The following is a 24,548-nucleotide window of genomic DNA, read 5'->3' as shown; positions in this document are numbered from 1 at the left end:
ATTAATTTTTATACTTAAAAGTTAATAATGCGATAAATGAGTAAAATGACAAATAAATTTCTTACATACATCGATTTATCATATTAATGTTTCTAATACTTGTTGACATAAAAGTGAACACAAAATGAACTATTTCTAGAAAATGTGTAAAAATTTCTTTTTGTGTTATTATTTATTTTAAAAGGAGGAAATTTTATAAAAAATAATCTTTATTTTAATACAGGTGAATTATCTATAGTAATTAAAGAATTAAAATGTAAAATGATAAAAGAAATAAAAAATGAATTTTATTACGGACGATCAAGAAAAGGATCAAGAAAAAAGTTTAATGTACAATTATCTCATTTACGAGAACAGATAGCCGATTTAATTGGTGCTTATAGTGAGGAAATAACCATTACTGATAATACTACGTTTGGCCTTAATATAGTTCTTAATGGTATGAAATTTAATACTGGAGATGAAATAATAACAACTTCTATGGAACATCTTGCAAGTATATCTCCTTTAATAAATTTGAAAAACAAAAAAAGCGTAGTAATCAAAGAGTATAAAGTAAAGCAAAGATTTAATATCAAGGAACTAGAAGACCTAATTACCTGTAAAACTAAAATGATAGTTATATCTCACATATTTTGGAAGACAGGAGAAGTAGTACCTATTAAAGAAGTTATAGATATTGCACATAGTAGAGGGATGAAAGTACTAGTAGATGGTGCTCAAGCTGCAGGATCATATCCTGTAAATCTACATAATATTAATGCAGATTTTTATTGTTTTCCTGCTCATAAATGGCTTTATGGGCCTGAAGGATTAGGTTTTTTATTTGTTCGGAAAAATATCCAAAAAGATTTAGATATTATATTTTCTGGAATTTCAACCTTTGAATACTTTAATGATTATAACGATTATAGCATTCAAGACAATGGACAAAGATGGGAATTAGGAACTATGTTTAGACCTAGTGTTTATGGTATGAACGATGTTTTAAAATATTTAACTGGTTCGAGAAAAATTGAAAGCGTTTACATAAAAACGCAAAGTTTAAATAATTATATGAAATGTTTAGTTTCCGATATTGCTAATATAAGTATTGTTACAGACAACAATTATAATATTTGTACTTTAACTTTCCCAGAAAACATTAACTGTAAGGCATTGAAAGAGCATTTAGAGTTTTTTTCTATTTTCACTAAAGATATCGTAGATATTAATGCCATAAGGGTATCTTTAAGTTTTATAAATAATGAAGAGGACATTCAATTTTTACTAAAAAAAATTAAAGAATATATGGAGGAATGAATAATGGAAAGAGAAAAAGTTGCTATTTTATTTACTGGTGGAAGAGATTCTTCTTTAGTTGCTTGTTTGGAATCCCTACAAGATAAAGAAGTACATTTAATAACTTGTAATAGTAGTATTGGCATAAAAAGTGAACTTTCAGAAATGAGGGTTAAAGAATTGATTGAAAGATTTCCAAATAATATTGTAGGGAGAACAATTTTACCTACATATGGACTGTTTAGAAGTATTGCAATAAAAAATTTAGAAGCCGATTTCAAAAGATGGGGTATAAATCTAGTGCTTTTAGGCGATAAATTAGCTATACATGCAGCTGCGACAGTATATTGTTTAGAACACGGTATTAAAAAAATAGTTGATGGTTGTGTAGGTTATCAAGAAGATTTAGCTGAGCAAAAGAATGTTGCAATAGAATTATTTAGAGAATTTGAAGCTAAATATGGTATTGATTACGAGTGTCCTATTTATAACTTTGGAAATCAAGACGATGTTAAATATGCTCTTATGACATTTGGATTATCTTCTAAATCTTTAGAAGGTGTTTCTATATTTGGTGATGCTTTCAGTGAACCAACGGAAGAAGTAGTAGGAGAGTACATTAAAGATAAATTAGATATATGTGAAGAACACGTGCATTTTATGACAAAAACAAAAGATTTAATGCAAAATTACCAATATTAAGGAGTCTTTTTTATGATTAAAAAAGTTGCTGCTGTCATTATAAAAAATGATTGTATTTTATCCGTTAGTAAAAAGAAAGCACCCAATTTTTATATGTTACCTGGCGGTAAATATGAAGGGACAGAAAATGACATTGAAGCGTTATCAAGGGAATTGAGAGAAGAGCTAAATGTAACTATTTCAAAAATGGAATTTTTTGGTGATTATGAAGATATTTCTATGTTAGAAAATGAAAAGTTATTTTTAAGAACATATATCACTGAAATAAACGGCGAACCATATCCAGATAATGAGATTCATAATGTGAAATGGATACCTATTCATGCAAACTGTAACACTGAAATAGGTAGTGGCATTGCTAAATTTGTAATTCCAAAATTAAGAGGCGAGTTTTAATGTCTAAAAAACCTTCTGTTATCGGTGGAATAGCTGCTTTGTTCGTTGGAATTTCATTTGGTTTTAATTCTAATATAGTCAAAATGGCTAATGTAAATGGTGTAGAAACTATCAATATAATACTATATCAATTAGTAATAGGTTTAGTATATTTTATAATCCGATATTTAGTTTCTAATCCAACTTATAAAAGTTTTACACCTAATATTTTAAAAAATCCATTTAACTATATTGCTGGTATTACTACAGCGCTAACAGGTATTTGCTATTATTCATCGATCAAATTAACTAATCCAAGCATAGCATCACTAGGTTTATTCCAATTTCCATGGATATTATTTTTGTTAGGTGTGATCTTTAACAAAGAAAGATTTAATTATAAACACATTCTTTCTATTATAATGCTTTGGATTGGCTCCTTTATTTTAATTGGTGCTAATATTACACAAATAAGTTTCCTAGGGTGCTTATGGGGCTTGTTTGCTGGAGTATCATTTGCAACAAATATGTTTACATTACCTAAAACAACCAATCATGGATTTATAAAGGTATATATATTTGCAATAGCAGTAATTACAGCTTTATTTTGTAGTATTTTTTATATTCAGGAGCTCTCTCTTTTAAAAACCAACGTCATTTTTTATGGTACTACAATAGCTATATTAGGTCAGATTATAACATTTGAATTACTTATGTTTTCAACAAAAAGAGTCAGTTCAATTAGTATGGCAACTTTAACTACTATAGAGTTACCTGTAGCTATGATAATTTCATGGATTCTCTGGGGACCACTTCCCAATTTCATGAAAATTTTAGGCCTTATCATTACTCTAGTATCAATCATTTGGTTAGTATATGAAGAATATTCAATTAATAAAAAGAATGGATGATATTGCAAAAGACCAATCTAATTCCAATTTTTGATAGAAACTTCAAAAATATCTTAATGTGTAAAAGAATTAATCCACCTTTTAAAAATATGTATAATTTGATAGGCGGAAAGGTTGAAGAAAGTGAAAGTCTTAAGTCTAGTGTATATAGGGAAATGTTAGAAGAGATATCCCTAACATGCGATGATGTGATATTGCATCCAATAATGGATATAACATATTATCAAGACAAACAGCAGATATATGTTTATTCTGGTATACTAAATAAAAACTATATACCACCTGCAAATTATGAACAATCACTTTATTGGATAGACCTTCAAAGCAACTTTAATGATCTTGATATTTTTGCAGGCAATGGTAATTTATACCATATTTTAAAACAATCTTCATACATTTTAAAAGGCGTGTGAGTAATGGCTAGAAAAGTGAAATTGGTTATTTTTGATTTAGATAATACGCTATTTTCTTTTAATAATTTATGGATAAAAGCTAATAAAGATACTTTTGAAGAATATACGTTATTTAAAGACATAGAGTATAGTGACTTTATGAAATTATATAAGAAATATGATTTATATTTTTGGAAACAGCATGATGAAGGGATTATTACCTTAGATGAATTGCGAGAGTTAAGATTAATTAAAACTTTAAAACATTTTGATATAGATATTTCTCATGCAGAAGCTAATAAGTATTTCCAATCCTTTTTTACTAAATTGCTGTCTAGTATAACTGTTAATAGAAAAATAAATGATTTGCTTTTGTCCTTGAAAGAAAATGTAAACATCGCCATCCTTACCAATGGTAAGCTTAAAGAACAGAACACTAAAATTGATAACCTCGATATTAGATCAATATTCGAAAAGAATATTTTTATATCTCAGAATATAGGTTATGAAAAGCCGGACCCTAAAGCATTTTTAAATGTCACGTCTAATCTAAACGTCAATCCTGAAGAGTGCTTGTTTATAGGAGATTCTTTTAAAAATGACATCTTGGGAGCATTAGATGTTAATATGGCTGCCATTTGGTTAACTAATTCTGATAAAGATACAGAATTATATAAAAAGAATGGTCTTTGTGGTTGCGAAGATAATATAGAAGTTCTACTAAAAAAGCTCCTTAATGATGAATATAAAGATTTTACAATTAATAACTAGTATCATATAAAAAAGGAGTATACTGAAAATAACCATTTTCTATACACTCTCTTTCTATATCGAAATAAGTAAGAATTATATATATTTGTGTGTTCAAAAACTCAACAAAGAATCTATGTTCACAAAAAAACTTGTGAGTGGTTCAAAAAGTAAAAGACCTAGTTTAGATAAAGCAATTGAAATTGCGAGATCAAGAGATACTATTATCTTTTGGAGATTAGATAGACTAGGATGTAATATGGAGGATTTAATCACATTAGTTAAAGAACTTAACGAGAGAATCATTATAAAATGAATTGTAAAAAGTAATACTCTGTGCTATAATTCTGGATTGTGAGTAATGAAAATTATTCCTTGCTTATCACATAAATGTTGATAAGCCGCATAGACCATAAGGAGGTGCAAATAAACTATGAGAACATATGAAATTATGTATATCGTACGTCCTAACATTGAAGAAGATGCTAAAAAAGCTGTAGTTGAGCGTTTTAACGGTATCTTAGCTTCAGAAGGATCAGAAGTTTTAGAAGAAAAAGACTGGGGTAAACGTCGCCTAGCTTATGAAATCAATGATTTCAAAGAAGGTTTCTATAACATCGTACGTATTAAAACAGATAACAATAAAGCTACAGACGAATTCCAACGTCTAGCTAAAATCAATGACGATATCATCCGTTACATCGTTATTCGCGAAGACCAAGATAAGTAATAATTAGACGGGGGCGTTTAAATGTTAAATAGAGTTGTATTAGTAGGTCGTTTAACGAAAGATCCAGAATACAGAACCACTCCCTCAGGCGTAAGTGTAGCGACATTTACTCTAGCAGTTAATCGTACTTTCACGAATGCTCAAGGGGAACGCGAAGCTGATTTCATTAACTGTGTTGTCTTTAGAAGACAAGCTGAAAATGTTAATAACTACTTATCTAAAGGTAGTTTAGCTGGCGTTGATGGTCGCATACAGTCGCGTAGTTATGAAAATCAAGAAGGTCGTCGTATTTTTGTTACTGAAGTTGTGTGTGATAGTGTTCAATTCCTTGAACCTAAGAATTCACAACAAGGTGGCCAACGTTCACAAAACAACGATTTCCAAGACTATGGTCAAGGATTCGGTGGTCAACAATCAGGACAAAATACGTCTTACAATAACAATAATTCATCAAACGCTAATCAATCAGACAACCCATTTGCAAATGCTAATGGCCCAATCGATATTAGTGATGATGATTTACCATTCTAAAATGAACGTATAAAAACGAAAAATAAGTCAAAGGAGGCAGTTAACCATGGCAGGTGGACCAAGAAGAGGCGGACGTCGTCGTAAAAAAGTTTGCTATTTCACAGCAAATGGTATTACACACATCGACTATAAAGACACTGAATTATTAAAACGTTTTATCTCTGAACGCGGTAAAATCTTACCACGTCGTGTAACAGGCACTTCAGCCAAATATCAACGTATGTTGACTACAGCTATTAAACGTGCTCGTCATATGGCTTTATTACCATATGTAAAAGAAGAACAATAATATATAGTTTATTGTTAAACCCCGTAGGCATAGGCTTACGGGGTTATTTTTGTGCTTTAAATTTTAGAAAAAGGGCAGTTAAAGGGCATAATTTAAGAGTTTTTGAAATTTTGAGCATAAAAAAAGGCAACCGTCACAACAGTTAACCTCAAGTACACTCCGCGCAGATGCGCCCCACTATTTAGTAATAAGTATATCTTTTCATTAAATATATAACTAGATTAGTAATTTATATTAGTATAGGCAATTTTTTAATTTTTTATATCAATTTACTTTGTTTATGATAAGTTAAGTATTGACGGTATTAAATAAACAAAGGAGTCTTACGATGGAATATAATTTAAAGGAAGTTCTTAAAAATTTATTTATCAATTTAGTGGTCACGTTTGTTGTGGCTTTTGTCTTTGATTATTTTAATATAAATAATGATAGACATGGATGGTTTTTTAATATAATAAGTAAAATTGATTTTATACATATTTTTGATAACAAAACTGCTAACGCTATAGTTATTTTAGGTTTGGTTATAACGATTATTGAACTTATTTATGATGTATTCTTCGATGATGACGATGATGAATAGAGAAATAAAATAATGATTTGATTATGGAGACCAGGAGTAAGAATTTAAATTTTCCTCCTAAGTAAATACCTGCCTGCACCAAATGAAGTAAAATATTATAGTATAATATAATTATTAATTTTTATGGGTGAGTGTATTGAAAAGAATTCTTGCTACTATTTTAATATTATGTCTGTTTGGTGTTTCTTGCGATAAGAGTAAAGCTCAAAAAGATGAGGTTAAAAGTGAAAATAAATTAGTACATAAGATGTTAAATAATAATATTGTGCAATTTAAGAATAATAAATTGGTTCTCGATAAACAGATAATTAAAATCAAAAGGATTTTCATACTAAGGGATCCTCGTAATAATGTTACTGATTTAGCTATTCAATACAAAGTGAAGAGTAAATCTGATAAATACAGTGTAACTGTAAAAAACTCTTGGGAGAAAGGTTTTAGAGTTTTACAAAACGATAAACCCTTAGGGATGAGAAAGAATACAAAGCATTTGTATCACTATAGAAAATGGCTTACTAAGAATGATGAAAAAATAGAAAAAGGTGAGACGCGTAAAGGAATGGTAATTTATCACCTTAATAATGCCCAAAAGGTTGTTCTGCAAGCGAAACGAGGTTATGAAGGTAAGATATTAGCTGAACAAGATTACCCTATTTCAGAACTTAAAACAGTTGATTTAAATCAACTTTCCAATCGATAAACTTACACTACTGAAAGATATCGCTATGAAGGTTATTAAAGGCAATTGTTTGTGTTTTAATAAGTTTTGTAGAGGTGATTGAAATGAACAATATTGAAATGACTAAAAATCAAAAATTACTTGCGGCTTTAAGTTATTTTAGTATCTTATTCGCGCCGTTGCTATTTCCATTTTGCGTATGGATATTCGCTGATAAACCAATGTCAAAATATGGTAAAAACTCATTAATTAATCATATTTCATGGACTATATTTGTTTGGATAATGAAAAGTGCTTTTAATAATGCTAAATACGCACATAATGGTGCTCATGCGCATCCTGATGCAGTTTTCATTATTAGTTTAATTGTTGGAATTATCTTTGGTATTTTAGCTTTAATCTGTTTGATTATAAGCATTGTTACTGGGGTTAAAATATTAAATCAAGGAAAGAAATGATAAAAAAGCTAAGGTAATACGTTTATTATACTGAAACGTACTATCTTAGCTTTTCTTTTTGTATCGCGTGCTACATTCTAATATCCACATCATCTAAATGCTTTTGATACTCTGTAACTTTACTTTCAAGAAACATTTGATATGGAGTGTTGAAGAAATCAGCTAAATGCAATGCATCTTTAAATTTAGGTTCGTGGTAGTGATTTTCCCACTCCCAAATTTGATGAGCTTCGTAGTGCGTTCCGTATTTCTCATTTAACTGTTGGGCTAATTCCTCAATTTCTAAATGGCGTTTAGTTCTTAAATTATATAGAATATGTAAATTCATATGAAACAACTCCAATTCTTGCTGATATCATCTTGGTGTATTTTTATTCTATAATTATAAAAATGAGCTTTCAATGTGATATTAAATCTAAATGTGTCGTTATATTTAATTTTTGTGGTAATAAATTAATAAAATAAAAAATTAGGGGGTGCTAGAATGAAAATTTTTGATGCACATTTTCATATTATTAATTTTGATTATCCTGTAAAAGAAAATAAAGGTTATATGCCTCCAGAATTTAAAGAAGAAGATTATGAAATATGGCAAAAAGATCTAGGGATCGATGATGGTGTAATTGTCTCTGGCTCATTCCAAGGATTCAATCAAGATTATTTAATACATGCACTTAAAAGTTTAAAAGGACACTTTGTAGGTACAACTCAACTACCTGTAGAAACGTCTGATGAAAAAATCATAAAATTAAACGAATTAGGAGTACGAGGAGTAAGGTTTAATGTAAAAAGAGGAGGTTCGGAAGATTTAAGACATCTTAAATCATTTGCACAGCGTGTCTATGATTTAGTGGGATGGCATACTGAGCTTTATATTGAATCAAAAAAATTGGGTGAAATTAAAGATATTATTTTAGAATTGCCTCAAGTTTCAATAGACCATCTGGGGCTTACTAAAGAAGGCTTTGAAGATTTAAAAGATTTAGTTCGTAATGGGGTTTATGTAAAAGCGACAGGTTTCGGTCGAATAGAGGTTGATCCTTTACAAACTCTTAAAGCACTGATGGAAATTAATTCTAACGCGATTATGTTTGGCACAGACTTACCATCTACTCGAGCAAAACGTCCATTTGAGAAGTCAGACATTGAACTGATTGAGAAAAACTTCTCTAAAGAAGAACAAGAAAAGATCTTTTACAAAAATGCGATGCATTTTTATAGGATTACAAAGTAGTAATCATTGATTTTTTTCTTTTTTATATTCAATTTTTCTAATGATTAGAGAAGCAATAGTACAAACTATAATTAAGATAATTAACGTAGTCATAATATAGATTTGTTTACTTTTAATGTTAAATCCTATTTCAAAATTACCTTCCAGATGGCCATAAATGAAAAAATTAAATGTAATGATTAATAAAATTGTAATGACTGATAAGAAACCTATAATTTGGAAAAATTTATTTAAAAATTTGAGTATGTTCAATTTACTATTCAAATGACGTAAACCTCCTAAAATAAGAGTTTTATGAGCGCTAAGCAAATATTACTCAAATATTTTAACATACAAATTATTGTTGTCATGAAGGCAATTTTACAATGTTACTATTAAAATATACTTAGTATTTTTACGATGCATAAATACTTTAAAAGTAAGTGTTTTTTTCTATTGAAAGTAGATAATAAATGTTTCTTTTTTAAATTAAAATAAATTTTTTTCGTAAATTTGTTTAATAAATCTGTCGAAGGGTATCAATTACTATTGGATAAATAATTATTAAGTAAAGGAGACAATCATTATGTTTGGATTAATAGGTATGATCATTGTCGGTGGTATCATTGGTTGGATTGCCGGCTTAATTATGGGTAAAGATATCCCAGGCGGAATCTTAGGTAATATTATCGCAGGTATCGTAGGTTCATGGGTAGGTACTGCAATTCTTGGACATTGGGGTCCACAATTAGGTAAAATTCACATCTTCCCAGCGTTACTTGGTTCAATTATTTTAATCTTTTTAATTTCATTAGTTTTACGTTTATTCAAAAAGAAATAAACAATAAAGATAAGTTACATGAGATGACCTCATTAAGGGGTCATCTTTTTTATTGCTTAAATTTATATATCTTGCATACCTAACATCATTAACAATTGTTCGAATGATAGGACGTGTCCCAGGGTAAAATATACTATAAGATTAAATAAGGAGGTTGCTCAAATGTCTGAACAAATCACTTTAGTATTAGGTGGCGGTGGCCAATATGGTATTGCCTGGGAAATTGGTTTACTAAAAGGATTAGCTGATCATGGAATTGAGCTAAGACTTTCTGAACAAATTATTGGAACTTCAGCGGGTTCACAAGTTGGTGCCGTAATCGCATCAAATAAAACTTGGGAAGAGATTTGGAATGAACAAATTGATGAAGAAATTAATGAAGTTAATCCTAACCCTAATATGGGAGAAGTATTCGATGAATATGAACGTATAACTAAAGAAGCTACTAATGGAGATGACTGGGTTGAGAAATTGTGTGAATTTGCGAAAACATACCAAGTAGCTGTAACAGAAGATGAACATATTAAAAGAATAAAAGAACGTATAGGTGATATCCAATGGGGAGATAACTTAATAATTACTGGTACTGATATTGAAACTGTACGTAGAAAGACTTGGAAGCAAGAAGATAATATAAATATCCATCAAGCTTTAAGTGCAAGTTCTTCACTTCCAGGAGTATGGCCTCCTACTACGATTGACGGTAAACAATATTCAGATGGCGGATCCTATTCAATGGAAAATGCAGATTTAGCTACTGAGACTGAGAAAGTAATTATTCTTTCACCTAATGTCCAAGTAGATACGCCTATAAGTTTAAAGCAGCAAGTTGATCAATTAATACAAGAAGGCAAACAAGTATTGTCATTAATACCGAATGCTAGTGTAGTAGCTAAGTTTAATGAAATGGGTAATAATCCAGTTGACCCAAGTATTAGAAAAGTAATTGCAGCAGCATCCAGAGAACAAGGACTTGCAGATTCAAATAAAGTGAAAGAGTTTCTAAAAAATTTATAATAATGATTTATTAGATTTTAGACAAAAAAAGAGGATGGCGCTGGGTTACGCCATCCAGGAGTATTATGTTCATGAATATAAAAGACTTTGTAGTTACTACTAACTACACTCTAATAGTATCATGATTCACATTTATCTGACAATAATAATTTTTTAAATTCTTTTAAAACTATAAATCAAATTCGCAAAATAGCAATTTGAGATAAGATATTGAAAATGGAGTTTTTTCTAAAATTTCACAATTATAGAACTTCAGGGATGTCTTAGGGAGGTCTTACATTATGATTTTTTGTATGTAATAATTGTTAATGTATAAAACGACATCAAGGAGGGGACGCGTATGGAAGGACTATTTTCATTCATTATTATTACGTTACTGATTATCATTGTGCCAGGTCCTGATTTTTTAATTGTGATGAAAAATACAATTAATTCTAGTAAAATGAATGGGATAGTAGCAGCATTAGGAATTACTACAGGACATATTCTTTATTCTTCTTTAGCAATTTTCGGCATTATATACATATTGACTAGTTTATATTACGTCTTTTTAATTATTAAAATATTAGGTGCTTGTTATCTTATTTATTTAGGAATTCAAAGTATTAGAAGCGCCCATAGTACAATGAATTTTAGTAAGGAAGCGTTGGAAGATGTAAGAAATGTAAGCTATTTAACATCTTATCGACAAGGTTTTCTTAGTACAAGTTTAAATCCTAAAGCATTATTATTTTACGTGAGTATTTTACCTCAATTTCTCTCAAATGGAGGTATTCAAGTAAAATCAGAAGTAGCTGTTTTATCTTTATCAGTAGTACTTGTTACATGTTTATGGTTTTTATTCTGTGTGTTTATTTTCCAATATATTAAACTATTATTTAGTAAACCTAAGTTCAAAGTGGTTTTTGACTATGTAGTTGGAATCGTATTAATTGGTTTATCAATTAATTTACTACTAAGTAAAAGTAGTTAATCATATAATTTTAAGGAGTATTATAAAATGAATATCTATCTTGTAAGACATGGTGAATCTCAGTCCAATTATGATAATAAACATGGTAAACCATATTTTTGTGGCCAATTAGACGTTCCTTTAACTGAAAAAGGTATGCAAAGTGCGCAAGATTTAGTCACTTATTTTACTAATAAGAAGATTGAACATGTTTATGTCTCTGATTTGTTGAGAACACAACAAACATATGAGGGTATCTTTCCGTATAATATACCTACAACGTTCACTAAATCGTTGAGAGAACGTTCATTAGGTGTATTTGAAGGGAAAAATAAACAAGAGGTTAGTGAAGATGTAGAATACGAAAGATACTTCAATGACCCAGAGTTTAAAGACTTTCGACATAGCTTTAGTCAAAAAGCACCTGAGGGTGAAAGCTATCAAGATGTTTATGAACGTATTGAGCACTTCTTTAATGAGGAGTTAAATCATGACGATGAAAATATAGTTATAATTGCTCATCAAGTAGTTATAAGATGTATATTAGTTTATTTAGGTGAACTCAATAAAGAAGATGCTTTAGATGCCGAGATTAAGAACTGTTATCCATATTTAGTTCATAAATAAAAATAGTGAGTGGATATGAGTAGGCTAAATCCTCTTATATCCATTCACTATTTTTTTAGGAAATAAGACTGATGGGTGTCTTAATAATCAATATTTAAAGTTTATAATTATGCATAAGACTGTGTCTTTTTGTAGCCCACAGAAAGTGTGATAATAGTACTTACTAGTATCAAAACGACTGTTAAACCACTCATTAAACCAGGTTGTATATACCCTGTTAAAAAAGTGACTACGGCTAAGATGAACCAAAGCATTAATGCAAAAATTTGTATTATTGCCGATACGATTCTACATACTAAATTATTGAAGAATCCTAATATTAAAGCTGGTAAAGCACTCACTAATAGAGTAACGATAGCAGTGAATATTTGCCAAGGCTCGTCATAATTAATAGTATTTGGGCCGCTCGGATACTTAGCAAGTGTTAAAATCGCGCCAATTGATCCTAGTATCGCTAGAATTATAAAACTTACACGTAGTTTCATCGAGTCACTCCTAATAAAATTTGTAAAATTTTTAGTTTCTATACAATAAATACATTAGACACTATTAGTGTGAAGTAAATTGTTAGCGCTTTCAAAGGTTAAAAAGCAATACCTCTATTTGATGTTAAATCTCATCAAATAGAGGTATTTTTAATTGATTACTTATTAAATACTTCAGTGTTAATTCCTTTTTTATCGAGGAATTTAGTGATTTTATCTTGTTGTTTTTTATTGACGTCACCTGCATATTTAGTAGGTACGTCAACGACATTGATTGAATTTTGAGGTTGGTAATTTAATTCTTCAATATCTTCATCAACATTTGCAATTGTACTATTTAAAGCGTTGAAATAGTTGATAATACGTTGTGTTGGATCTTTATATTCTTGTGGAATGTGATTGTTTTTAACAAATTTTTTGAAACGTAAATCATTTTTAACAGCTAAATTAGATAATTCGCTTAATTTGTTTGCCTGAGATTTAGTGATTTTAGGGCTACTATCACTTTGTTTATCTAACTTATGTTGCATTACGTATTTATTATCAAGAATATCGCTATTAGCTTGTAAATATGTTTTAAGAGCATTTTTCATTTCAGCATCACTTATTTTTTGTCCCTTTTTATTAGAGGAGAAAATGTCTTTTTCTTTCATATTTTTAGCTTTTTTAGGTGCATGAGTACTACTATGACTATTTTGGTCATTATCATCCTCGCTTTGATTTGAACAAGCTGAAAGTACCAAGGCGAGCACAATTAGTAAACTTAAAATTACTCTTTTTTTCATAATATGATGGAACTCCTTTAACATCTCTATAATTAAGTATTATTTTTAGTTATTACACACATTATAGAGTATCATTTATGAAAAAATATTTGAATGTTTAAGAACTACAATTCATAGTGATGTATGACTATTTTGTGTCGTGTATAAAATCATTTTCACTATTCTGATCCAATGATATAAAACTACATCGTTACAATATTAATTGAATATAAAAAAACTGCCGACAAAGTCTGATACTTTGCCAACAGTCTGAAGCAAAAGAGCCTTAACAATTAAGGCTCTTTTAGTGTGAAGATATTATGATAGGTAAATAATTATCATTTAGTTTCTGATAATATAGTCGAATGCATTTAACGCAGCGTTAGCGCCAGCACCCATTGAAATTATAATTTGTTTATTCTTCTGATCTGTCACGTCACCTGCTGCGAATACACCAGGAACGTTTGTCGCGTTATCACGATCGATGACTACTTCGCCACGTCCGTTTAGTTCAATAGCATCTTGTAGCCATGCAGTGTTAGGAACTAAACCGATTTGAACGAAAATACCATCAAGATTTACTACTTGAGTTTCACCGCTATTTAAATCTTCATAACTAATACCGGTAACATGGTCTTCACCAAGAACTTCAGTAGTTCTAGCGTTCGTTTTAATATCAACATTTGATAAAGAACGTAAACGATCTTGTAAGACATTATCTGCTTTTAATTCAGATGAATATTCAAATACAGTAACATGCTTAACAATTCCTGCTAAATCGATAGCTGCTTCAACGCCAGAGTTACCGCCACCGATAACTGCGACATCTTTATTTTCAAATAGAGGGCCGTCACAGTGAGGGCAGAATGCTACACCTTTATTAATAAGGCGATCTTCACCAGGAATATTAAGTTTTCGCCAACTTGCACCTGTAGAAATAATCACAGTTTTACTTTCTAGTACAGCATCATTTTCTAAAGTAACTTTAATTGCTGAATCAGTTTTCTCGATATTAGTAGCACGGATACCTGTCATCGTATCAATGTCATATTGTGAGATATGATCTTCAAGGTTAGAAGAAAACTCAGAACCTGTTGTTTCTTTAACAGTAATAAAGTTTTCAATTCCAGCAGTATCATTAACTTGACCACCAATACGGTCAGCAACAATACCTGTACGTAGTCCTTTACGTGCAGTATAGATAGCAGCACTACCGCTTGCAGGACCACCACCTACGATTAGAACATCATAAGGGTCTTTATCATTAAATTCAGAAGCATCTTGAGTGCTTCCCAATTTAGTTAAAATATCTTGAATAGTCATACGGCCATTACCGAACTCTTGACCATCTAAGAAGACAGCTGGTACAGCCATGATGTCTTCAGACTCCTCACGGAAAACTGCACCATCAATCATAGTATGCGTAATGTTAGGATTAATAACACTCATCAAATTCAATGCTTGAACAACGTCAGGGCATTTTTGACAAGTTAAACTAACGAAAGTTTCGAAATGAAATGGCCCTTCAAGACCTTTAATTTGGTCAATCACAGATTGTTTTTCTTTAGGAGCACGGCCACTTACTTGTAATATCGCTAATACAAGTGAGTTAAACTCATGACCTAATGGAATACCTGCAAATGTAACACCTGTTTCTTCACCTGGGCGATTTACAGAGAAACTTGGTGTACGTTTTAAATCTTTTTCAGTTACAGTGATGCGTGCTGACATATCAGCAATTTCATCTAGTAAATCTTTAAGTTCTTTAGATTTATCATCTGAGCCAAGGCTAGCGATGAACTCAACGTCGCCTTCCATTAGCTCTAATAATTGTTTTAATTGTTGCTTTAAATCAGCATTAAGCATTTTTTAATGCCTCCTTAGATTTTACCTACTAAGTCTAAACCAGGTTGTAATGATTCAGAACCTTCTTCCCATTTAGCTGGGCAAACTTCGCCTGGATGTTGACGTACATATTGAGCTGCTTTAATTTTGTTAACTAATGTACTAGCGTCACGACCGATGCCGTCAGCGTTGATTTCAGCTGCTTGAACTACACCATCAGGATCGATGATGAATGTACCACGTTGAGCTAAACCAACTTCTTCATCTAATACATCGAAGTTACGAGTGATTGTTTGAGATGGGTCACCAATCATTTGATATTGGATTTTGCTGATTGCATCTGAATGATCATGCCAAGCTTTGTGTACAAAGTGAGTATCAGTTGATACTGAGAATACGTTGACACCTAATTCTTGTAATTTATCATATTGGTTTTGTAAATCTTCTAATTCTGTAGGACATACGAAAGAGAAGTCAGCAGGATAGAAGCATACTACACTCCAAGAACCTTTAAAATCTTCTTGAGAAACTTCTTTAAATTCATCATTTTTTGGATCATAAGCTTGCGCTGTGAAAGGTAAGATTTCTTTGTTAATTAAAGACATAGGTAAATACCTCCTGAAATTTTTAAGTATAAATTAGAATTAGTTAACAATAATTGTTTGTTTATAATAATTCTAATCTCTTGATAAGTATTATCACATCTACAATCTAAATAGTCAACTTGAGAAACTTTTTAATTGAGAAAATGAATAACAATAGCCTTTATATAGCGTCATGTTAGAGATGAACAATGCGAACTATAAAGTGATAAGAAGCTTAATTTATCGAATGTAATATTCTTTTCCAACCACTTCTTATACCATAAATAACACATATCATTCTCAACTAAACATGTTTCATTGATAATGGAGTGTAATTTTATTACATCTATACATTAATGATAACATCTGTACCCTCAATTTTCTTTTATGACAGTTTATATAAATAAAATAGAGCTAAATTCAAAATAATTGTTACTATTTTGAATTTAACTCTATTTGGTTTAGTTTTATTTAGAAACCTTAAACTCTACGGTACCTATTCCACTATATTCTGCACGATACGTACCATACTCTAATTTAAGCGGAGAGATGAATGTTCCTGAAGAAATGACTTGTCCCTTTTTTATTTGTTTACCGTGGGAATGTAACTTTTTAATAAGCCAAAGTACAGCATTGAGAGGGTTACCTAATACTTCAGATGAGTCACCTGTAGCAATTAATTCTTCATCTTTATATAAATTCAATTGTACATGCGCAAATGCGTCTATATCTAAAGGATCTACTTTATTTCCTACAACAATCAATCCTGTTGCAGTATCATCGCAAATTAAATCACCAAGAGTGAAATTCGGGAACCAATCTTTATATCTTGCGTCAGGTATCTCAATGCCGGCAGCGATTTCAGTATTAAGAATAATTGTTTGTAAATCTGCATCATAAGGTAAGTCTTCTTTTGCAATAAACATAATTTCTGGTTCTAATAATGGGGAAAATAATGAAGAAAGTGAGACAGCGTCACCATTATTTACTATTTTATCTGATAAAATAGTGCCATAAGCAGGCTCATTAGTATGAGCAATTGCTTGTGTTGTAGCGCTCGTCATACTCACTTTGTATCCAGCAACATGTGTACGATCTTTAAATTTTAGCTGTTCAATTAAATCATCTTGAGTTAAATAAGCTTCTTCCTCAGTGATATTGTAATTTTCGCTTACAAAATCAATAGGTTTTTTATTTTTAAAAGAATTGAAAAGGGCATTTGAAATATTTTTAATAGCTTGAGTCATGATATCTCTCCTTAAAATATCTGAAAATTAATACTATTATGATAACTTTTAAATAAGCTGTGTGCAAATAAATTTAAAAGTCCTTTGTTCAGGGTATAGAATATTTAAAGACAAATTAGGATTTATCATATGTGTATAAATTTATTAGGAGTGATTAGTGTGTCAGATTATGTATACGACTTAATGCGTAAGCATCATTCAGTAAGAAAGTTCAAAGATAGTCCTCTTAGTGATGATACTGTGAAGAAATTAGTTGAGGCTGGACAAGGCGCATCAACTTCTAGTTATCTTCAGACTTACTCAATTATAGGTGTTGATGATCCCGAAATTAAAGAAAATTTAAAAGAAGTTTCAGGGCAACCTTATGTGTTAGATAATGGTTATTTATTCGTCTTCGTTCTAGATTATTACCGTCATAGTTTAGTAAATGAAAAAGTGGATTCAGATATGGAAGTCTCATACGGTTCAGCTGAAGGCTTATTAGTAGGCACGATTGATGTGGCTCTTGTATCTGAGAATATGGCTGTAGCAGCTGAAGATATGGGTTACGGTATCGTTTATTTAGGTTCCCTACGTAATGATGTAGGTCGTGTTCGTGAAATTTTAGACTTACCTGACTATACTTTCCCTCTATTTGGTATGGCTGTAGGAGAACCCGCTGAGGATGAAGATGGTGAGCCTAAACCACGTTTACCATTTGAACACATTTTCCATAAAAATAGTTACGATGCAAGTAATGATAAACAACGTCGTGAATTAGATGAATATGACCAAGTGGTTAGTGATTATTATAAAGAACGTACAAATGGCGAAAGAACTGAAACTTGGACCGAACAAATTGAATCTTTCTTAGGAAGAAAAACTAGGCTAGATATGCTAGACCAACTTAATAAAGCTGGATTTATAAAACGTTAATGCAAATAAAAAAAGACGCACCCACTTAGTTGTGAGTGCGTCTTACTTATTGTTCAAATCAGTTTGAAGATAATTCCCCATAATTATTAGATTCAAATGTTTGTTTATCCCAATTTTTTGTTAAGCGTGCAGTACCTGTACCAGCTAAGATTGAATCATTCACGTTCAATGCAGTACGCCCCATGTCTATGAGCGGTTCAATAGAAATGAGTACACCTGCAAGTGCCACAGGTAAGTTTAACGTAGATAGTACTAAGATGGAAGCGAATGTAGCGCCGCCACCAACACCTGCAACACCAAATGAACTAATGATAACAACAGCTATTAGCGTAATGACAAATTGAAAATCAATGTGTACATGTGCCACAGGCGCAACCATGATTGCTAGCATAGCAGGGTAAATTCCCGCGCAACCGTTTTGTCCTATTGATAAACCAAATGTAGCTGAGAAGTTTGCGATACCTTCAGGTACACCTAGACGTTGTGTTTGGGTTTGGATATTTAATGGCAGAGAACCCGCGCTTGAGCGAGAAGTAAAAGCAAAGATTAGCACTTCTAAAGTTTTCTTAACATATCTAACTGGATTAACACCTAATACTCCTAAAATGATTAAATGTATGAGATACATTGTGATTAAAGCAGCATAAGATGCGAGTAAGAATTTTCCTAAAGTCCAGATTGCCGCAAAGTCACTGGTTGCTAATGTAGAAGCCATAATTGCTAGTATACCGTATGGCGTTAATCTTAAAACGAAAGTTACAATGGCCATAACGATTGAGTATACAGCTTCAATGCCACGTTTTAACAGATTTCCATACTCTGGTTCTTTGCGTGCAACACGTAAATATGCAAAACCGACGAAAGTTGCAAAAATGACAACTGCGATAGTTGATGTCGTACGTTGACCTGTAAAGTCCAAGAATGGATTACTTGGCAGTAATTCAAGAACTTGTTGAGGTAACGTGTTTGCAGTTAAATCTTTAGCTTGCTTACTAATTTCAGTACCGCGAGAATGTTCTGCACTACCTAAGTCGATTGAAGAAGCATCAAGTCCAAAGATTAAAGCGTAAATGATGCCGACAATAGCTGCAATGGCTACAGTGCCAATTAAAAACATAAAAATGAATGTCCCAATTTTAGCAAATTTATCTCCAATCTGGATTTTACTGAAAGCTACCACAATTGAAACGAAGATCAGTGGCATTACAATCATTTGAAGTAAGGCAACATAGCCATCGCCCACGATACTAAACCAATCTGTGGATTGTTTTAATACCTTCGATTCTGCTCCGAATATAAGATGTAAAGCTATTCCTAATACAATCCCTATACCTAAAGCGGTAAATACACGTTTAGGAAATGAAACATGTTTTCTAGCCATTATGTTTAACATAATAATGAAAATAATTAACACTACTACGTTAATAATAGTGAAGAATGCTTCCATAATGTATATACTCCTTTGTTCTAAAATATAGTATTCCGACATATATAATAAGGGTATTACTCGCGATTATAGAATTCAAGGTAGTTGAATTCATTTTTTATGAAAATAATATAGAAATAATTTTCTGAATAATTAAATAAAAGAGAATGTGTAGAGTAGGGTGTGGGTAGTTGCGATGAAACACGGTGATTTAAAAAACACTTACCTAAATATGTGTATTTAACACATACTCAGATAAGTGTTTAGAAGTTGTATGCTCATTTATAAATTAAATAAACGCGCAAAGAATCCTTTTTTCTCTTCTCTAGGTTGAGTGTTCATTTCGTTAGGTGAATGAGACGATGTTGTTGAGTTAGAGTTAATAGTAGATTCACTATGAGTTGACTCTGGTTGTTCTGAAGTACTTACAGTGGTACTTGGTGATTGAGAATTTGATGCACTTCCGTTTAATGAATTACTGCTTTCTGATTGAGATGTAGAGAGAGAGTCAGATGTGCTTGCGCTTTCACTTTTAGTAGATGATGTACTTTCAGAAATAACTTTCTCCTTATTCTCACTTAATGATGGTGAGGATACAGTTTCACTAGATTGCGTATTCGCCTTCTTGATTTCTTTTGCTTGTTTCTCTTGAGAAGATTGAATAGCTTCTTGTGAAGTTTGAATAGTTTTTAAAGATTCAGTGTTCGCATCAATTTTGTTTGTGATTTCAGTTTGTAAATCTTTAAGTTCTTGCTGTTGTTGATGAACTTGATTGATCATTTGGCCAAGCATTTGGCGTTCTTCGCGCATTTTTTGAATTTCGCTACGTAAATCTTCAACTAACTGCGCAACATTTTGGTCAGTAGGTAATTGGCTATCTTCATCTTTTACAATTACTTGTAAGAAATCTTTTTCTTTTTCAAGTTCATCAAATGCTAAATCATAGCTATTAGTTTGCTTTACTTTATCAGCGATATCTCTAAATAATTCAATATCTTCTTCTTTAAAATCTGTAGCTTCACGTCCACGATATTCAGTTTTACTAAGTTGATATCCACGTTCTTCTAAGTGTTGTACGATTTTACGGACTTGTTTTTCACTTAGTTCGACACGTTGTGCAAATTCTTTGGTTAACATTGAAAAAGTCCCTTCATATTTGGTTTATGTATAGTGACGTTTGTCTTCGGTCAGTGAAACGTCAGTCTTACCTCATATGATAGTTTACTCTTTCTCGCTTGTGATTTCAAGTTGTTCTATAGAGGGGTTCTTAAATTCATTTCTTCTAAAAGGGGATAAATAATATCGCGTGAAATTCCATTAGCGAAGACATATTTAAGAATGTAATTTGATTTAACACTCGTACCGTATATGTCTTTCGTGAGTTCGATATTGGCTTTAATAAATAAGTCAACTTTTTTAGATTCTTCATTCAAGGCGTAATTTGGATGAATGTAGTCAATTTCTTCTTGCTTTTCAAATTCATGTTCATAAAGAAATTGTCTTCGATGTTCAAGAATTTTATCAGTTTTATCATCAACAGTCTTTGGTTCTTTTGGAACTTCGAGCATAATAAAATTAATGTCTCTATCATGAACTTCGTTGGATAAAAGATTAAGTTGTTTTTCGACTTCCTCTAACGTTAAAGTAATGAGCTCGTCATGATTAGGTCCATCTTGGGCGATTAAATAGATTAGAAACGCGGCATTGGTTGTCGCTTCATAGTGAGCTGTAGCAAGGCTAACCACTTGGTCATGTTCTATACCTACAACGAATGCATAGTCATTTTCAGTTTTGTTATTTTCAAGTGAACGTTTAAATATAGAACTATCTTCACTTAAACTTATATCTAATTTTGCATCATATAATTGGAGTGCTTTTTCAAATAAAGGATCTTTAGCGGTTTGAATCGTTTTAAACTCCATAACACTGCCCCCATCAAATTTTATTTATTCTATTATAGGATAATTATAAGCTCTATTCACTGCCTGTGAGTGATTTATTTATAAAAAAGCACCACAAGGTCTACGATTTTTAACGTAAACATTGTGGTGACGTAAATTGAAACGTTCTAATTATAAGAACTTATGATTTAGGACCTTTTGATTCAGCAGCATAATGCGTAATATCTATCTCTTCATAAGCTGAATTATTCTCTTCAACTTCATCGTGAGAAGAACGATCACGATTTGCTACAAGTAATAATTTGTCATTTAAAATGTCGTTTTTATGTGATTCTAATTCATCTTCAGTTAAATTGTAACGAGAAAGAACAGCCTCTTCACCATCTTCGCCAGTTAATAAACGAGACATGCGATCACTAAATGAACCACTTGTGGCAATCATAGAGATTTGAGAATTGTGTAGGTCATCTAAGTGTAATTTACTTTTACTAATAACTGCTAATTCAGTTTCTAAATAGCCTTCAGATTTCTTTTGGTTAATGACATTATATAATTCACTTTTGTCATTTACTACAGTAATTTCTGCCATGGTTATCGCCCCTTCATCTTAAAACTTGCTTTACAAAGTTATACCCTTGTCCTTTTATATAAAACTTTTACATATATAATTATATAATTTTGATTTAGGTTTTTCCAATATGAATTAATAGTTGAAAATTAAAGCGATTTCACAATTAATTGTTGATATTGCAATCATTAACTTACCTCTAACCATATTGAAAATACACAAAAAGTTTGCTATTATCATTAAATAATTTATATGACTCATATAATCTAGAGAATATGGCTTTAGAAGTTTCTACCGTGTCGCCTCAAACGACATGACTATGAGTAACAATACAATACATTAAGAGCAGTTTAGATCGTAAAACAACACAAAGTAAAACGTTTTTGATATGTCTTATAGCTATGAAGTGAGTATTTGTACATAAATACCTTTAGCGCAATTGTAATTAAGCTTTATCAAATTTTAATAAACGTTTTTAGGACTAATTTTGCGTAACTTCTTCTTATTTTTGCTTTAATGCAAAGTATTGCATGTTCACTCGTAGATCCTGAAACTATTAAATTTTAGTTTGAGGATTTTTTTATATCTAATTTATTCAAATTATTAATTATTTGAGGAGGTTTTTTGAGTGGAGTCGTTAGGACGTAAAGTCAAAGAAGACGGTGTAGTCATCGATGAGAAGATTTTAAAGGTGGATGGATTTCTAAACCACCAAATTGATGCAACGCTAATGAATGAAGTAGGTCAGACATTTTATGACGCGTATAAAGACGCAGGAATAACAAAGATTTTAACTATTGAAGCGTCCGGTATAGCCCCTGCTATTATGGCGGCATTCCATTTTGATGTTCCTTGTCTATTCGCAAAAAAAGCTAAACCTAGTACTTTGAAAGATGGATTTTATAGCACAGAGATTCATTCATTTACTAAAAACAAGACAAGCACAGTTATTGTCTCTGAAGAATTTCTTGGAGAGGGCGACAAAGTTCTTATTATTGATGACTTCCTTGCAAATGGAGACGCATCATTAGGTCTTAATGATATCGTGCAACAAGCTAAAGCAACAACTGTAGGTATTGGTATTGTGGTTGAAAAAAGTTTCCAAGACGGACGTCAACGACTTGAGAACGAAGGTCTAAATGTAACGTCGCTATGTAAAGTAGCTTCTTTAAAAGGTAATAAAGTGACGTTCTTAGGTGAGCAATAATGAAAAATTTCATTTTAAGTCTTCAACATCTCTTAGCTATGTACGCTGGAGCAATCTTAGTACCTATTATAGTCGGTACGAGTTTGAAGTTCTCCTCTGAACAGATTGCTTATTTAGTAACAGTTGATATTTTCATGTGTGGTGTAGCAACATTTTTACAAGCTAATAAAATAACAGGTACAGGATTACCTATTGTTTTAGGCTGTACATTTACAGCAGTCGCTCCGATGATTTTAATTGGGCAGACAAAAGGTTTAGGAGTACTTTATGGTTCATTATTTGTATCAGGAATTTTAGTTGTTATTATTGCACCATTCTTTTCCTATTTAGTTAAATTCTTTCCACCTGTAGTAACAGGAAGTGTAGTTACAATAATTGGAATTAATCTTATGCCTGTCGCAATGAATTATCTAGCAGGTGGAGAAGGTGCTAAAAATTATGGGGATCCTAAAAATCTAATTTTAGGTGGCGTGACTTTAATTATCATCTTGGTATTACAAAGATTTACTAAAGGTTTCCTAAAATCGATAGCTATTTTAATAGGTCTAGTTCTAGGTACAGCCTTGGCAGCAGTGTTTGGCCTTGTAGATATTAAACAAGTGGGAGATGCACACTGGGTAGGCTTACCTTTACCATTTAGATTCTCAGGTTTTGGCTTTGATCTAAGTTCGACACTTGTCTTCTTTATTGTAGCAATCGTAAGTTTAATTGAATCCACAGGTGTCTATCACGCACTTAGTGAGATAACTGGTAAAAAACTTGAGAGAAAAGATTTTCGTAAGGGTTACACTGCGGAAGGTCTAGCCATCATCTTAGGATCTGTATTTAATTCATTCCCATATACTGCTTATTCACAAAATGTTGGTCTTGTGTCACTATCAGGTGCGAAAAAGAACAACGTTATTTATGGGATGGTTATTTTACTACTCATTTGTGGTTGTATTCCTAAGTTAGGTGCATTAGCGAATATTATCCCACTCCCTGTATTAGGGGGAGCTATGATTGCCATGTTTGGAATGGTAATGGCGTATGGGGTAAGTATTTTAGGAAATATTAACTTTAATAATCAAAACAATCTATTAATCATTGCTGTATCTGTTGGTTTAGGAACAGGTATTAGTGCCGTTCCCCAAGCGTTCAAAAGCTTAGGAGATCAATTCGCTTGGTTAACTCAAAATGGAATTGTATTGGGTGCTATTTCGGCAATTATCTTAAATTTCTTTTTTAATGGTATAAACTATAAACAAAGTGATGAAAATGTGAAATAATGTAACT

General features: G+C 31.5%; 31 protein-coding genes, 1 pseudogene and 1 riboswitch. Of the genes and pseudogenes, 21 read left to right on the top strand and 11 right to left on the bottom strand.

All coding sequences use genetic code 11. The features are described from left to right. Positions 1-162: 162 nt before the first annotated feature. The 13 genes and pseudogenes from HMPREF3154_RS03045 (at position 163) to HMPREF3154_RS02985 (ending at position 7,681) form a co-directional block, all read left to right on the top strand. Positions 163-1,302 (top strand): aminotransferase class V-fold PLP-dependent enzyme, encoded by a 1,140-nt coding sequence (locus HMPREF3154_RS03045; RefSeq protein ID WP_070474342.1) that lies wholly within the window; start codon positions 163-165, stop codon positions 1,300-1,302. Positions 1,303-1,305: 3 nt separating this feature from the next. Then, positions 1,306-1,983 carry a hypothetical protein gene (locus HMPREF3154_RS03040; RefSeq protein ID WP_070474339.1) on the top strand — a complete coding sequence of 226 codons (678 nt, stop codon included), beginning with the start codon at positions 1,306-1,308 and terminating at the stop codon, positions 1,981-1,983. A 12-nt stretch (positions 1,984-1,995) separates the two neighbouring features. Continuing rightward, positions 1,996-2,379, top strand: coding sequence for an NUDIX hydrolase (locus HMPREF3154_RS03035; protein ID WP_030061333.1), 384 nt, complete (start codon positions 1,996-1,998; stop codon positions 2,377-2,379). Beyond that, positions 2,379-3,269, top strand: coding sequence for a DMT family transporter (locus HMPREF3154_RS03030; RefSeq protein ID WP_030061331.1), 891 nt, complete (start codon positions 2,379-2,381; stop codon positions 3,267-3,269). The genes HMPREF3154_RS03035 and HMPREF3154_RS03030 overlap by 1 nt, the downstream gene beginning before the upstream one ends. Beyond that, complete coding sequence (locus HMPREF3154_RS03025; RefSeq protein WP_227489929.1) at positions 3,266-3,682, top strand: NUDIX hydrolase; 417 nt, start codon at positions 3,266-3,268, stop codon at positions 3,680-3,682. Before HMPREF3154_RS03030 ends, HMPREF3154_RS03025 begins: the two co-directional genes overlap by 4 nt. Positions 3,683-3,685: 3 nt before the next feature. Continuing rightward, positions 3,686-4,432 carry an HAD family hydrolase gene (locus HMPREF3154_RS03020; RefSeq protein WP_002434512.1) on the top strand — a complete coding sequence of 249 codons (747 nt, stop codon included), beginning with the start codon at positions 3,686-3,688 and terminating at the stop codon, positions 4,430-4,432. 115 nt (positions 4,433-4,547) lie between these two features. Next, positions 4,548-4,712 (top strand): annotated as a pseudogene (locus HMPREF3154_RS03015) (recombinase family protein); the annotation flags it as partial. A 132-nt stretch (positions 4,713-4,844) separates the two neighbouring features. Next, entirely contained in the window at positions 4,845-5,141 is a 297-nt protein-coding gene (gene rpsF, locus HMPREF3154_RS03010) for a 30S ribosomal protein S6 (protein WP_002434058.1), read from the top strand. Positions 5,142-5,162: 21 nt separating this feature from the next. Continuing rightward, the gene (gene ssb, locus HMPREF3154_RS03005; RefSeq protein WP_023349922.1) at positions 5,163-5,672 is read left to right on the top strand and encodes a single-stranded DNA-binding protein; all 510 of its coding nucleotides are present in this window, start codon (positions 5,163-5,165) and stop codon (positions 5,670-5,672) included. Positions 5,673-5,718: 46 nt separating this feature from the next. Further along, positions 5,719-5,961 (top strand): 30S ribosomal protein S18, encoded by a 243-nt coding sequence (rpsR, locus tag HMPREF3154_RS03000; RefSeq protein ID WP_001831354.1) that lies wholly within the window; start codon positions 5,719-5,721, stop codon positions 5,959-5,961. A 328-nt stretch (positions 5,962-6,289) separates the two neighbouring features. Beyond that, positions 6,290-6,544, top strand: a complete 255-nt coding sequence (locus tag HMPREF3154_RS02995; RefSeq protein ID WP_023349920.1) for a hypothetical protein — start codon at positions 6,290-6,292, stop codon at positions 6,542-6,544. A gap of 136 nt (positions 6,545-6,680) precedes the next feature. Further along, positions 6,681-7,244 (top strand): DUF5067 domain-containing protein, encoded by a 564-nt coding sequence (locus tag HMPREF3154_RS02990; RefSeq protein WP_030061299.1) that lies wholly within the window; start codon positions 6,681-6,683, stop codon positions 7,242-7,244. 83 nt (positions 7,245-7,327) lie between these two features. After that, positions 7,328-7,681, top strand: a complete 354-nt coding sequence (locus tag HMPREF3154_RS02985) for a magnetosome magnetite crystal formation protein family (protein ID WP_023349918.1) — start codon at positions 7,328-7,330, stop codon at positions 7,679-7,681. A gap of 70 nt (positions 7,682-7,751) precedes the next feature. Here HMPREF3154_RS02985 and HMPREF3154_RS02980 read toward each other — a convergent pair whose 3' ends face one another. Beyond that, positions 7,752-8,009 carry a helix-turn-helix domain-containing protein gene (locus tag HMPREF3154_RS02980; RefSeq protein ID WP_030061297.1) on the bottom strand — a complete coding sequence of 86 codons (258 nt, stop codon included), beginning with the start codon at positions 8,007-8,009 and terminating at the stop codon, positions 7,752-7,754. Positions 8,010-8,165: 156 nt separating this feature from the next. On the opposite strand from HMPREF3154_RS02980, the gene HMPREF3154_RS02975 reads away from it, so the two are divergent. Then, positions 8,166-8,915: an amidohydrolase family protein gene (locus HMPREF3154_RS02975; RefSeq protein WP_030061295.1), complete on the top strand. Its 750-nt coding sequence runs from the start codon at positions 8,166-8,168 to the stop codon at positions 8,913-8,915. Between the two features lie 3 nt (positions 8,916-8,918). Here the strand turns inward: HMPREF3154_RS02975 and HMPREF3154_RS02970 are convergent, their stop codons facing one another. Then, positions 8,919-9,179: a hypothetical protein gene (locus HMPREF3154_RS02970; RefSeq protein WP_002434577.1), complete on the bottom strand. Its 261-nt coding sequence runs from the start codon at positions 9,177-9,179 to the stop codon at positions 8,919-8,921. Positions 9,180-9,480: 301 nt separating this feature from the next. Between HMPREF3154_RS02970 and HMPREF3154_RS02965 the strand changes: the two genes are divergently transcribed. The 4 genes from HMPREF3154_RS02965 to HMPREF3154_RS02950 all read left to right on the top strand — a co-directional run bounded on the left by HMPREF3154_RS02965 (position 9,481) and on the right by HMPREF3154_RS02950 (position 12,331). Beyond that, a complete protein-coding gene (locus tag HMPREF3154_RS02965; RefSeq protein ID WP_002434433.1) occupies positions 9,481-9,735 on the top strand; it encodes a GlsB/YeaQ/YmgE family stress response membrane protein in 255 nt (84 codons plus the stop codon). 162 nt (positions 9,736-9,897) lie between these two features. After that, a complete protein-coding gene (locus HMPREF3154_RS02960; RefSeq protein ID WP_002434588.1) occupies positions 9,898-10,752 on the top strand; it encodes a patatin-like phospholipase family protein in 855 nt (284 codons plus the stop codon). A 340-nt stretch (positions 10,753-11,092) separates the two neighbouring features. Further along, positions 11,093-11,725: a LysE family translocator gene (locus HMPREF3154_RS02955; RefSeq protein ID WP_070474336.1), complete on the top strand. Its 633-nt coding sequence runs from the start codon at positions 11,093-11,095 to the stop codon at positions 11,723-11,725. A 27-nt stretch (positions 11,726-11,752) separates the two neighbouring features. Next, on the top strand, positions 11,753-12,331 hold the full coding sequence (locus HMPREF3154_RS02950; RefSeq protein WP_030061291.1) for a histidine phosphatase family protein: 579 nt from the start codon (positions 11,753-11,755) through the stop codon (positions 12,329-12,331). A 107-nt stretch (positions 12,332-12,438) separates the two neighbouring features. On the opposite strand, the gene HMPREF3154_RS02945 is transcribed toward HMPREF3154_RS02950, so the two are convergent. The 5 genes from HMPREF3154_RS02945 to HMPREF3154_RS02925 form a co-directional block, all read right to left on the bottom strand. After that, the gene (locus HMPREF3154_RS02945) at positions 12,439-12,816 is read right to left on the bottom strand and encodes a hypothetical protein (RefSeq protein ID WP_023349914.1); all 378 of its coding nucleotides are present in this window, start codon (positions 12,814-12,816) and stop codon (positions 12,439-12,441) included. A 158-nt stretch (positions 12,817-12,974) separates the two neighbouring features. Then, on the bottom strand, positions 12,975-13,601 hold the full coding sequence (locus HMPREF3154_RS02940; protein WP_030061288.1) for an NDxxF motif lipoprotein: 627 nt from the start codon (positions 13,599-13,601) through the stop codon (positions 12,975-12,977). Positions 13,602-13,922: 321 nt separating this feature from the next. Then, the gene (ahpF, locus tag HMPREF3154_RS02935) at positions 13,923-15,446 is read right to left on the bottom strand and encodes an alkyl hydroperoxide reductase subunit F (protein WP_030061286.1); all 1,524 of its coding nucleotides are present in this window, start codon (positions 15,444-15,446) and stop codon (positions 13,923-13,925) included. A gap of 14 nt (positions 15,447-15,460) precedes the next feature. After that, positions 15,461-16,030, bottom strand: coding sequence for an alkyl hydroperoxide reductase subunit C (gene ahpC, locus HMPREF3154_RS02930; RefSeq protein WP_030061284.1), 570 nt, complete (start codon positions 16,028-16,030; stop codon positions 15,461-15,463). Positions 16,031-16,476: 446 nt separating this feature from the next. Continuing rightward, positions 16,477-17,256 (bottom strand): 2-keto-4-pentenoate hydratase, encoded by a 780-nt coding sequence (locus HMPREF3154_RS02925; protein WP_049427022.1) that lies wholly within the window; start codon positions 17,254-17,256, stop codon positions 16,477-16,479. Positions 17,257-17,415: 159 nt separating this feature from the next. Between HMPREF3154_RS02925 and HMPREF3154_RS02920 the strand changes: the two genes are divergently transcribed. Beyond that, positions 17,416-18,171 carry an NADPH-dependent oxidoreductase gene (locus HMPREF3154_RS02920; RefSeq protein ID WP_030061281.1) on the top strand — a complete coding sequence of 252 codons (756 nt, stop codon included), beginning with the start codon at positions 17,416-17,418 and terminating at the stop codon, positions 18,169-18,171. A 58-nt stretch (positions 18,172-18,229) separates the two neighbouring features. Here HMPREF3154_RS02920 and HMPREF3154_RS02915 read toward each other — a convergent pair whose 3' ends face one another. The 4 genes from HMPREF3154_RS02915 to HMPREF3154_RS02900 form a co-directional block, all read right to left on the bottom strand. Then, positions 18,230-19,618: an L-cystine transporter gene (locus tag HMPREF3154_RS02915; RefSeq protein ID WP_030061280.1), complete on the bottom strand. Its 1,389-nt coding sequence runs from the start codon at positions 19,616-19,618 to the stop codon at positions 18,230-18,232. Positions 19,619-19,879: 261 nt separating this feature from the next. Next, entirely contained in the window at positions 19,880-20,734 is an 855-nt protein-coding gene (locus HMPREF3154_RS02910; protein WP_030061279.1) for a hypothetical protein, read from the bottom strand. A 116-nt stretch (positions 20,735-20,850) separates the two neighbouring features. Continuing rightward, on the bottom strand, positions 20,851-21,519 hold the full coding sequence (locus tag HMPREF3154_RS02905; RefSeq protein WP_023349907.1) for a hypothetical protein: 669 nt from the start codon (positions 21,517-21,519) through the stop codon (positions 20,851-20,853). A gap of 160 nt (positions 21,520-21,679) precedes the next feature. Next, the gene (locus HMPREF3154_RS02900) at positions 21,680-22,087 is read right to left on the bottom strand and encodes a YflT domain-containing protein (protein WP_002434071.1); all 408 of its coding nucleotides are present in this window, start codon (positions 22,085-22,087) and stop codon (positions 21,680-21,682) included. Positions 22,088-22,303: 216 nt separating this feature from the next. Then, positions 22,304-22,406: riboswitch (purine riboswitch) on the top strand. Positions 22,407-22,694: 288 nt separating this feature from the next. Between HMPREF3154_RS02900 and xpt the strand changes: the two genes are divergently transcribed. Both xpt and pbuX read left to right on the top strand, forming a co-directional pair. Then, complete coding sequence (xpt, locus tag HMPREF3154_RS02895) at positions 22,695-23,273, top strand: xanthine phosphoribosyltransferase (RefSeq protein ID WP_070474333.1); 579 nt, start codon at positions 22,695-22,697, stop codon at positions 23,271-23,273. Further along, a complete protein-coding gene (gene pbuX / locus HMPREF3154_RS02890) occupies positions 23,273-24,541 on the top strand; it encodes a xanthine permease PbuX (protein WP_030061278.1) in 1,269 nt (422 codons plus the stop codon). The genes xpt and pbuX overlap by 1 nt, the downstream gene beginning before the upstream one ends. Positions 24,542-24,548: the final 7 nt, after the last annotated feature.

This window comes from Staphylococcus sp. HMSC06C11 (assembly GCF_001808345.1).
GTDB lineage: Bacteria > Bacillota > Bacilli > Staphylococcales > Staphylococcaceae > Staphylococcus > Staphylococcus capitis.
This window is presented reverse-complemented; position numbering and strand designations above follow the sequence as displayed.

Excerpts from the sequence above, each read along its gene's own strand:
- HMPREF3154_RS03040 (WP_070474339.1), top strand. The coding sequence starts at position 1,306 with ATGGAAAGAGAAAAAGTTGCTATTTTATTTACTGGTGGAAGAGATTCT.
- HMPREF3154_RS02985 (WP_023349918.1), top strand. The coding sequence starts at position 7,328 with ATGAACAATATTGAAATGACTAAAAATCAAAAATTACTTGCGGCTTTA.
- HMPREF3154_RS03020 (WP_002434512.1), top strand. The coding sequence starts at position 3,686 with ATGGCTAGAAAAGTGAAATTGGTTATTTTTGATTTAGATAATACGCTA.
- HMPREF3154_RS02905 (WP_023349907.1), bottom strand. The coding sequence starts at position 21,519 with ATGGAGTTTAAAACGATTCAAACCGCTAAAGATCCTTTATTTGAAAAA.
- pbuX (WP_030061278.1), top strand. The coding sequence starts at position 23,273 with ATGAAAAATTTCATTTTAAGTCTTCAACATCTCTTAGCTATGTACGCT.
- ssb (WP_023349922.1), top strand. The coding sequence starts at position 5,163 with ATGTTAAATAGAGTTGTATTAGTAGGTCGTTTAACGAAAGATCCAGAA.
- HMPREF3154_RS03035 (WP_030061333.1), top strand. The coding sequence starts at position 1,996 with ATGATTAAAAAAGTTGCTGCTGTCATTATAAAAAATGATTGTATTTTA.
- HMPREF3154_RS02975 (WP_030061295.1), top strand. The coding sequence starts at position 8,166 with ATGAAAATTTTTGATGCACATTTTCATATTATTAATTTTGATTATCCT.
- HMPREF3154_RS02995 (WP_023349920.1), top strand. The coding sequence starts at position 6,290 with ATGGAATATAATTTAAAGGAAGTTCTTAAAAATTTATTTATCAATTTA.
- HMPREF3154_RS02915 (WP_030061280.1), bottom strand. The coding sequence starts at position 19,618 with ATGGAAGCATTCTTCACTATTATTAACGTAGTAGTGTTAATTATTTTC.
- rpsF (WP_002434058.1), top strand. The coding sequence starts at position 4,845 with ATGAGAACATATGAAATTATGTATATCGTACGTCCTAACATTGAAGAA.
- HMPREF3154_RS02955 (WP_070474336.1), top strand. The coding sequence starts at position 11,093 with ATGGAAGGACTATTTTCATTCATTATTATTACGTTACTGATTATCATT.
- HMPREF3154_RS03025 (WP_227489929.1), top strand. The coding sequence starts at position 3,266 with ATGATATTGCAAAAGACCAATCTAATTCCAATTTTTGATAGAAACTTC.
- HMPREF3154_RS02925 (WP_049427022.1), bottom strand. The coding sequence starts at position 17,256 with ATGACTCAAGCTATTAAAAATATTTCAAATGCCCTTTTCAATTCTTTT.
- HMPREF3154_RS02960 (WP_002434588.1), top strand. The coding sequence starts at position 9,898 with ATGTCTGAACAAATCACTTTAGTATTAGGTGGCGGTGGCCAATATGGT.
- HMPREF3154_RS02965 (WP_002434433.1), top strand. The coding sequence starts at position 9,481 with ATGTTTGGATTAATAGGTATGATCATTGTCGGTGGTATCATTGGTTGG.
- HMPREF3154_RS02910 (WP_030061279.1), bottom strand. The coding sequence starts at position 20,734 with ATGTTAACCAAAGAATTTGCACAACGTGTCGAACTAAGTGAAAAACAA.
- ahpC (WP_030061284.1), bottom strand. The coding sequence starts at position 16,030 with ATGTCTTTAATTAACAAAGAAATCTTACCTTTCACAGCGCAAGCTTAT.
- HMPREF3154_RS02945 (WP_023349914.1), bottom strand. The coding sequence starts at position 12,816 with ATGAAACTACGTGTAAGTTTTATAATTCTAGCGATACTAGGATCAATT.
- HMPREF3154_RS02980 (WP_030061297.1), bottom strand. The coding sequence starts at position 8,009 with ATGAATTTACATATTCTATATAATTTAAGAACTAAACGCCATTTAGAA.
- rpsR (WP_001831354.1), top strand. The coding sequence starts at position 5,719 with ATGGCAGGTGGACCAAGAAGAGGCGGACGTCGTCGTAAAAAAGTTTGC.
- HMPREF3154_RS02950 (WP_030061291.1), top strand. The coding sequence starts at position 11,753 with ATGAATATCTATCTTGTAAGACATGGTGAATCTCAGTCCAATTATGAT.
- HMPREF3154_RS02900 (WP_002434071.1), bottom strand. The coding sequence starts at position 22,087 with ATGGCAGAAATTACTGTAGTAAATGACAAAAGTGAATTATATAATGTC.
- HMPREF3154_RS03030 (WP_030061331.1), top strand. The coding sequence starts at position 2,379 with ATGTCTAAAAAACCTTCTGTTATCGGTGGAATAGCTGCTTTGTTCGTT.
- ahpF (WP_030061286.1), bottom strand. The coding sequence starts at position 15,446 with ATGCTTAATGCTGATTTAAAGCAACAATTAAAACAATTATTAGAGCTA.
- HMPREF3154_RS02940 (WP_030061288.1), bottom strand. The coding sequence starts at position 13,601 with ATGAAAAAAAGAGTAATTTTAAGTTTACTAATTGTGCTCGCCTTGGTA.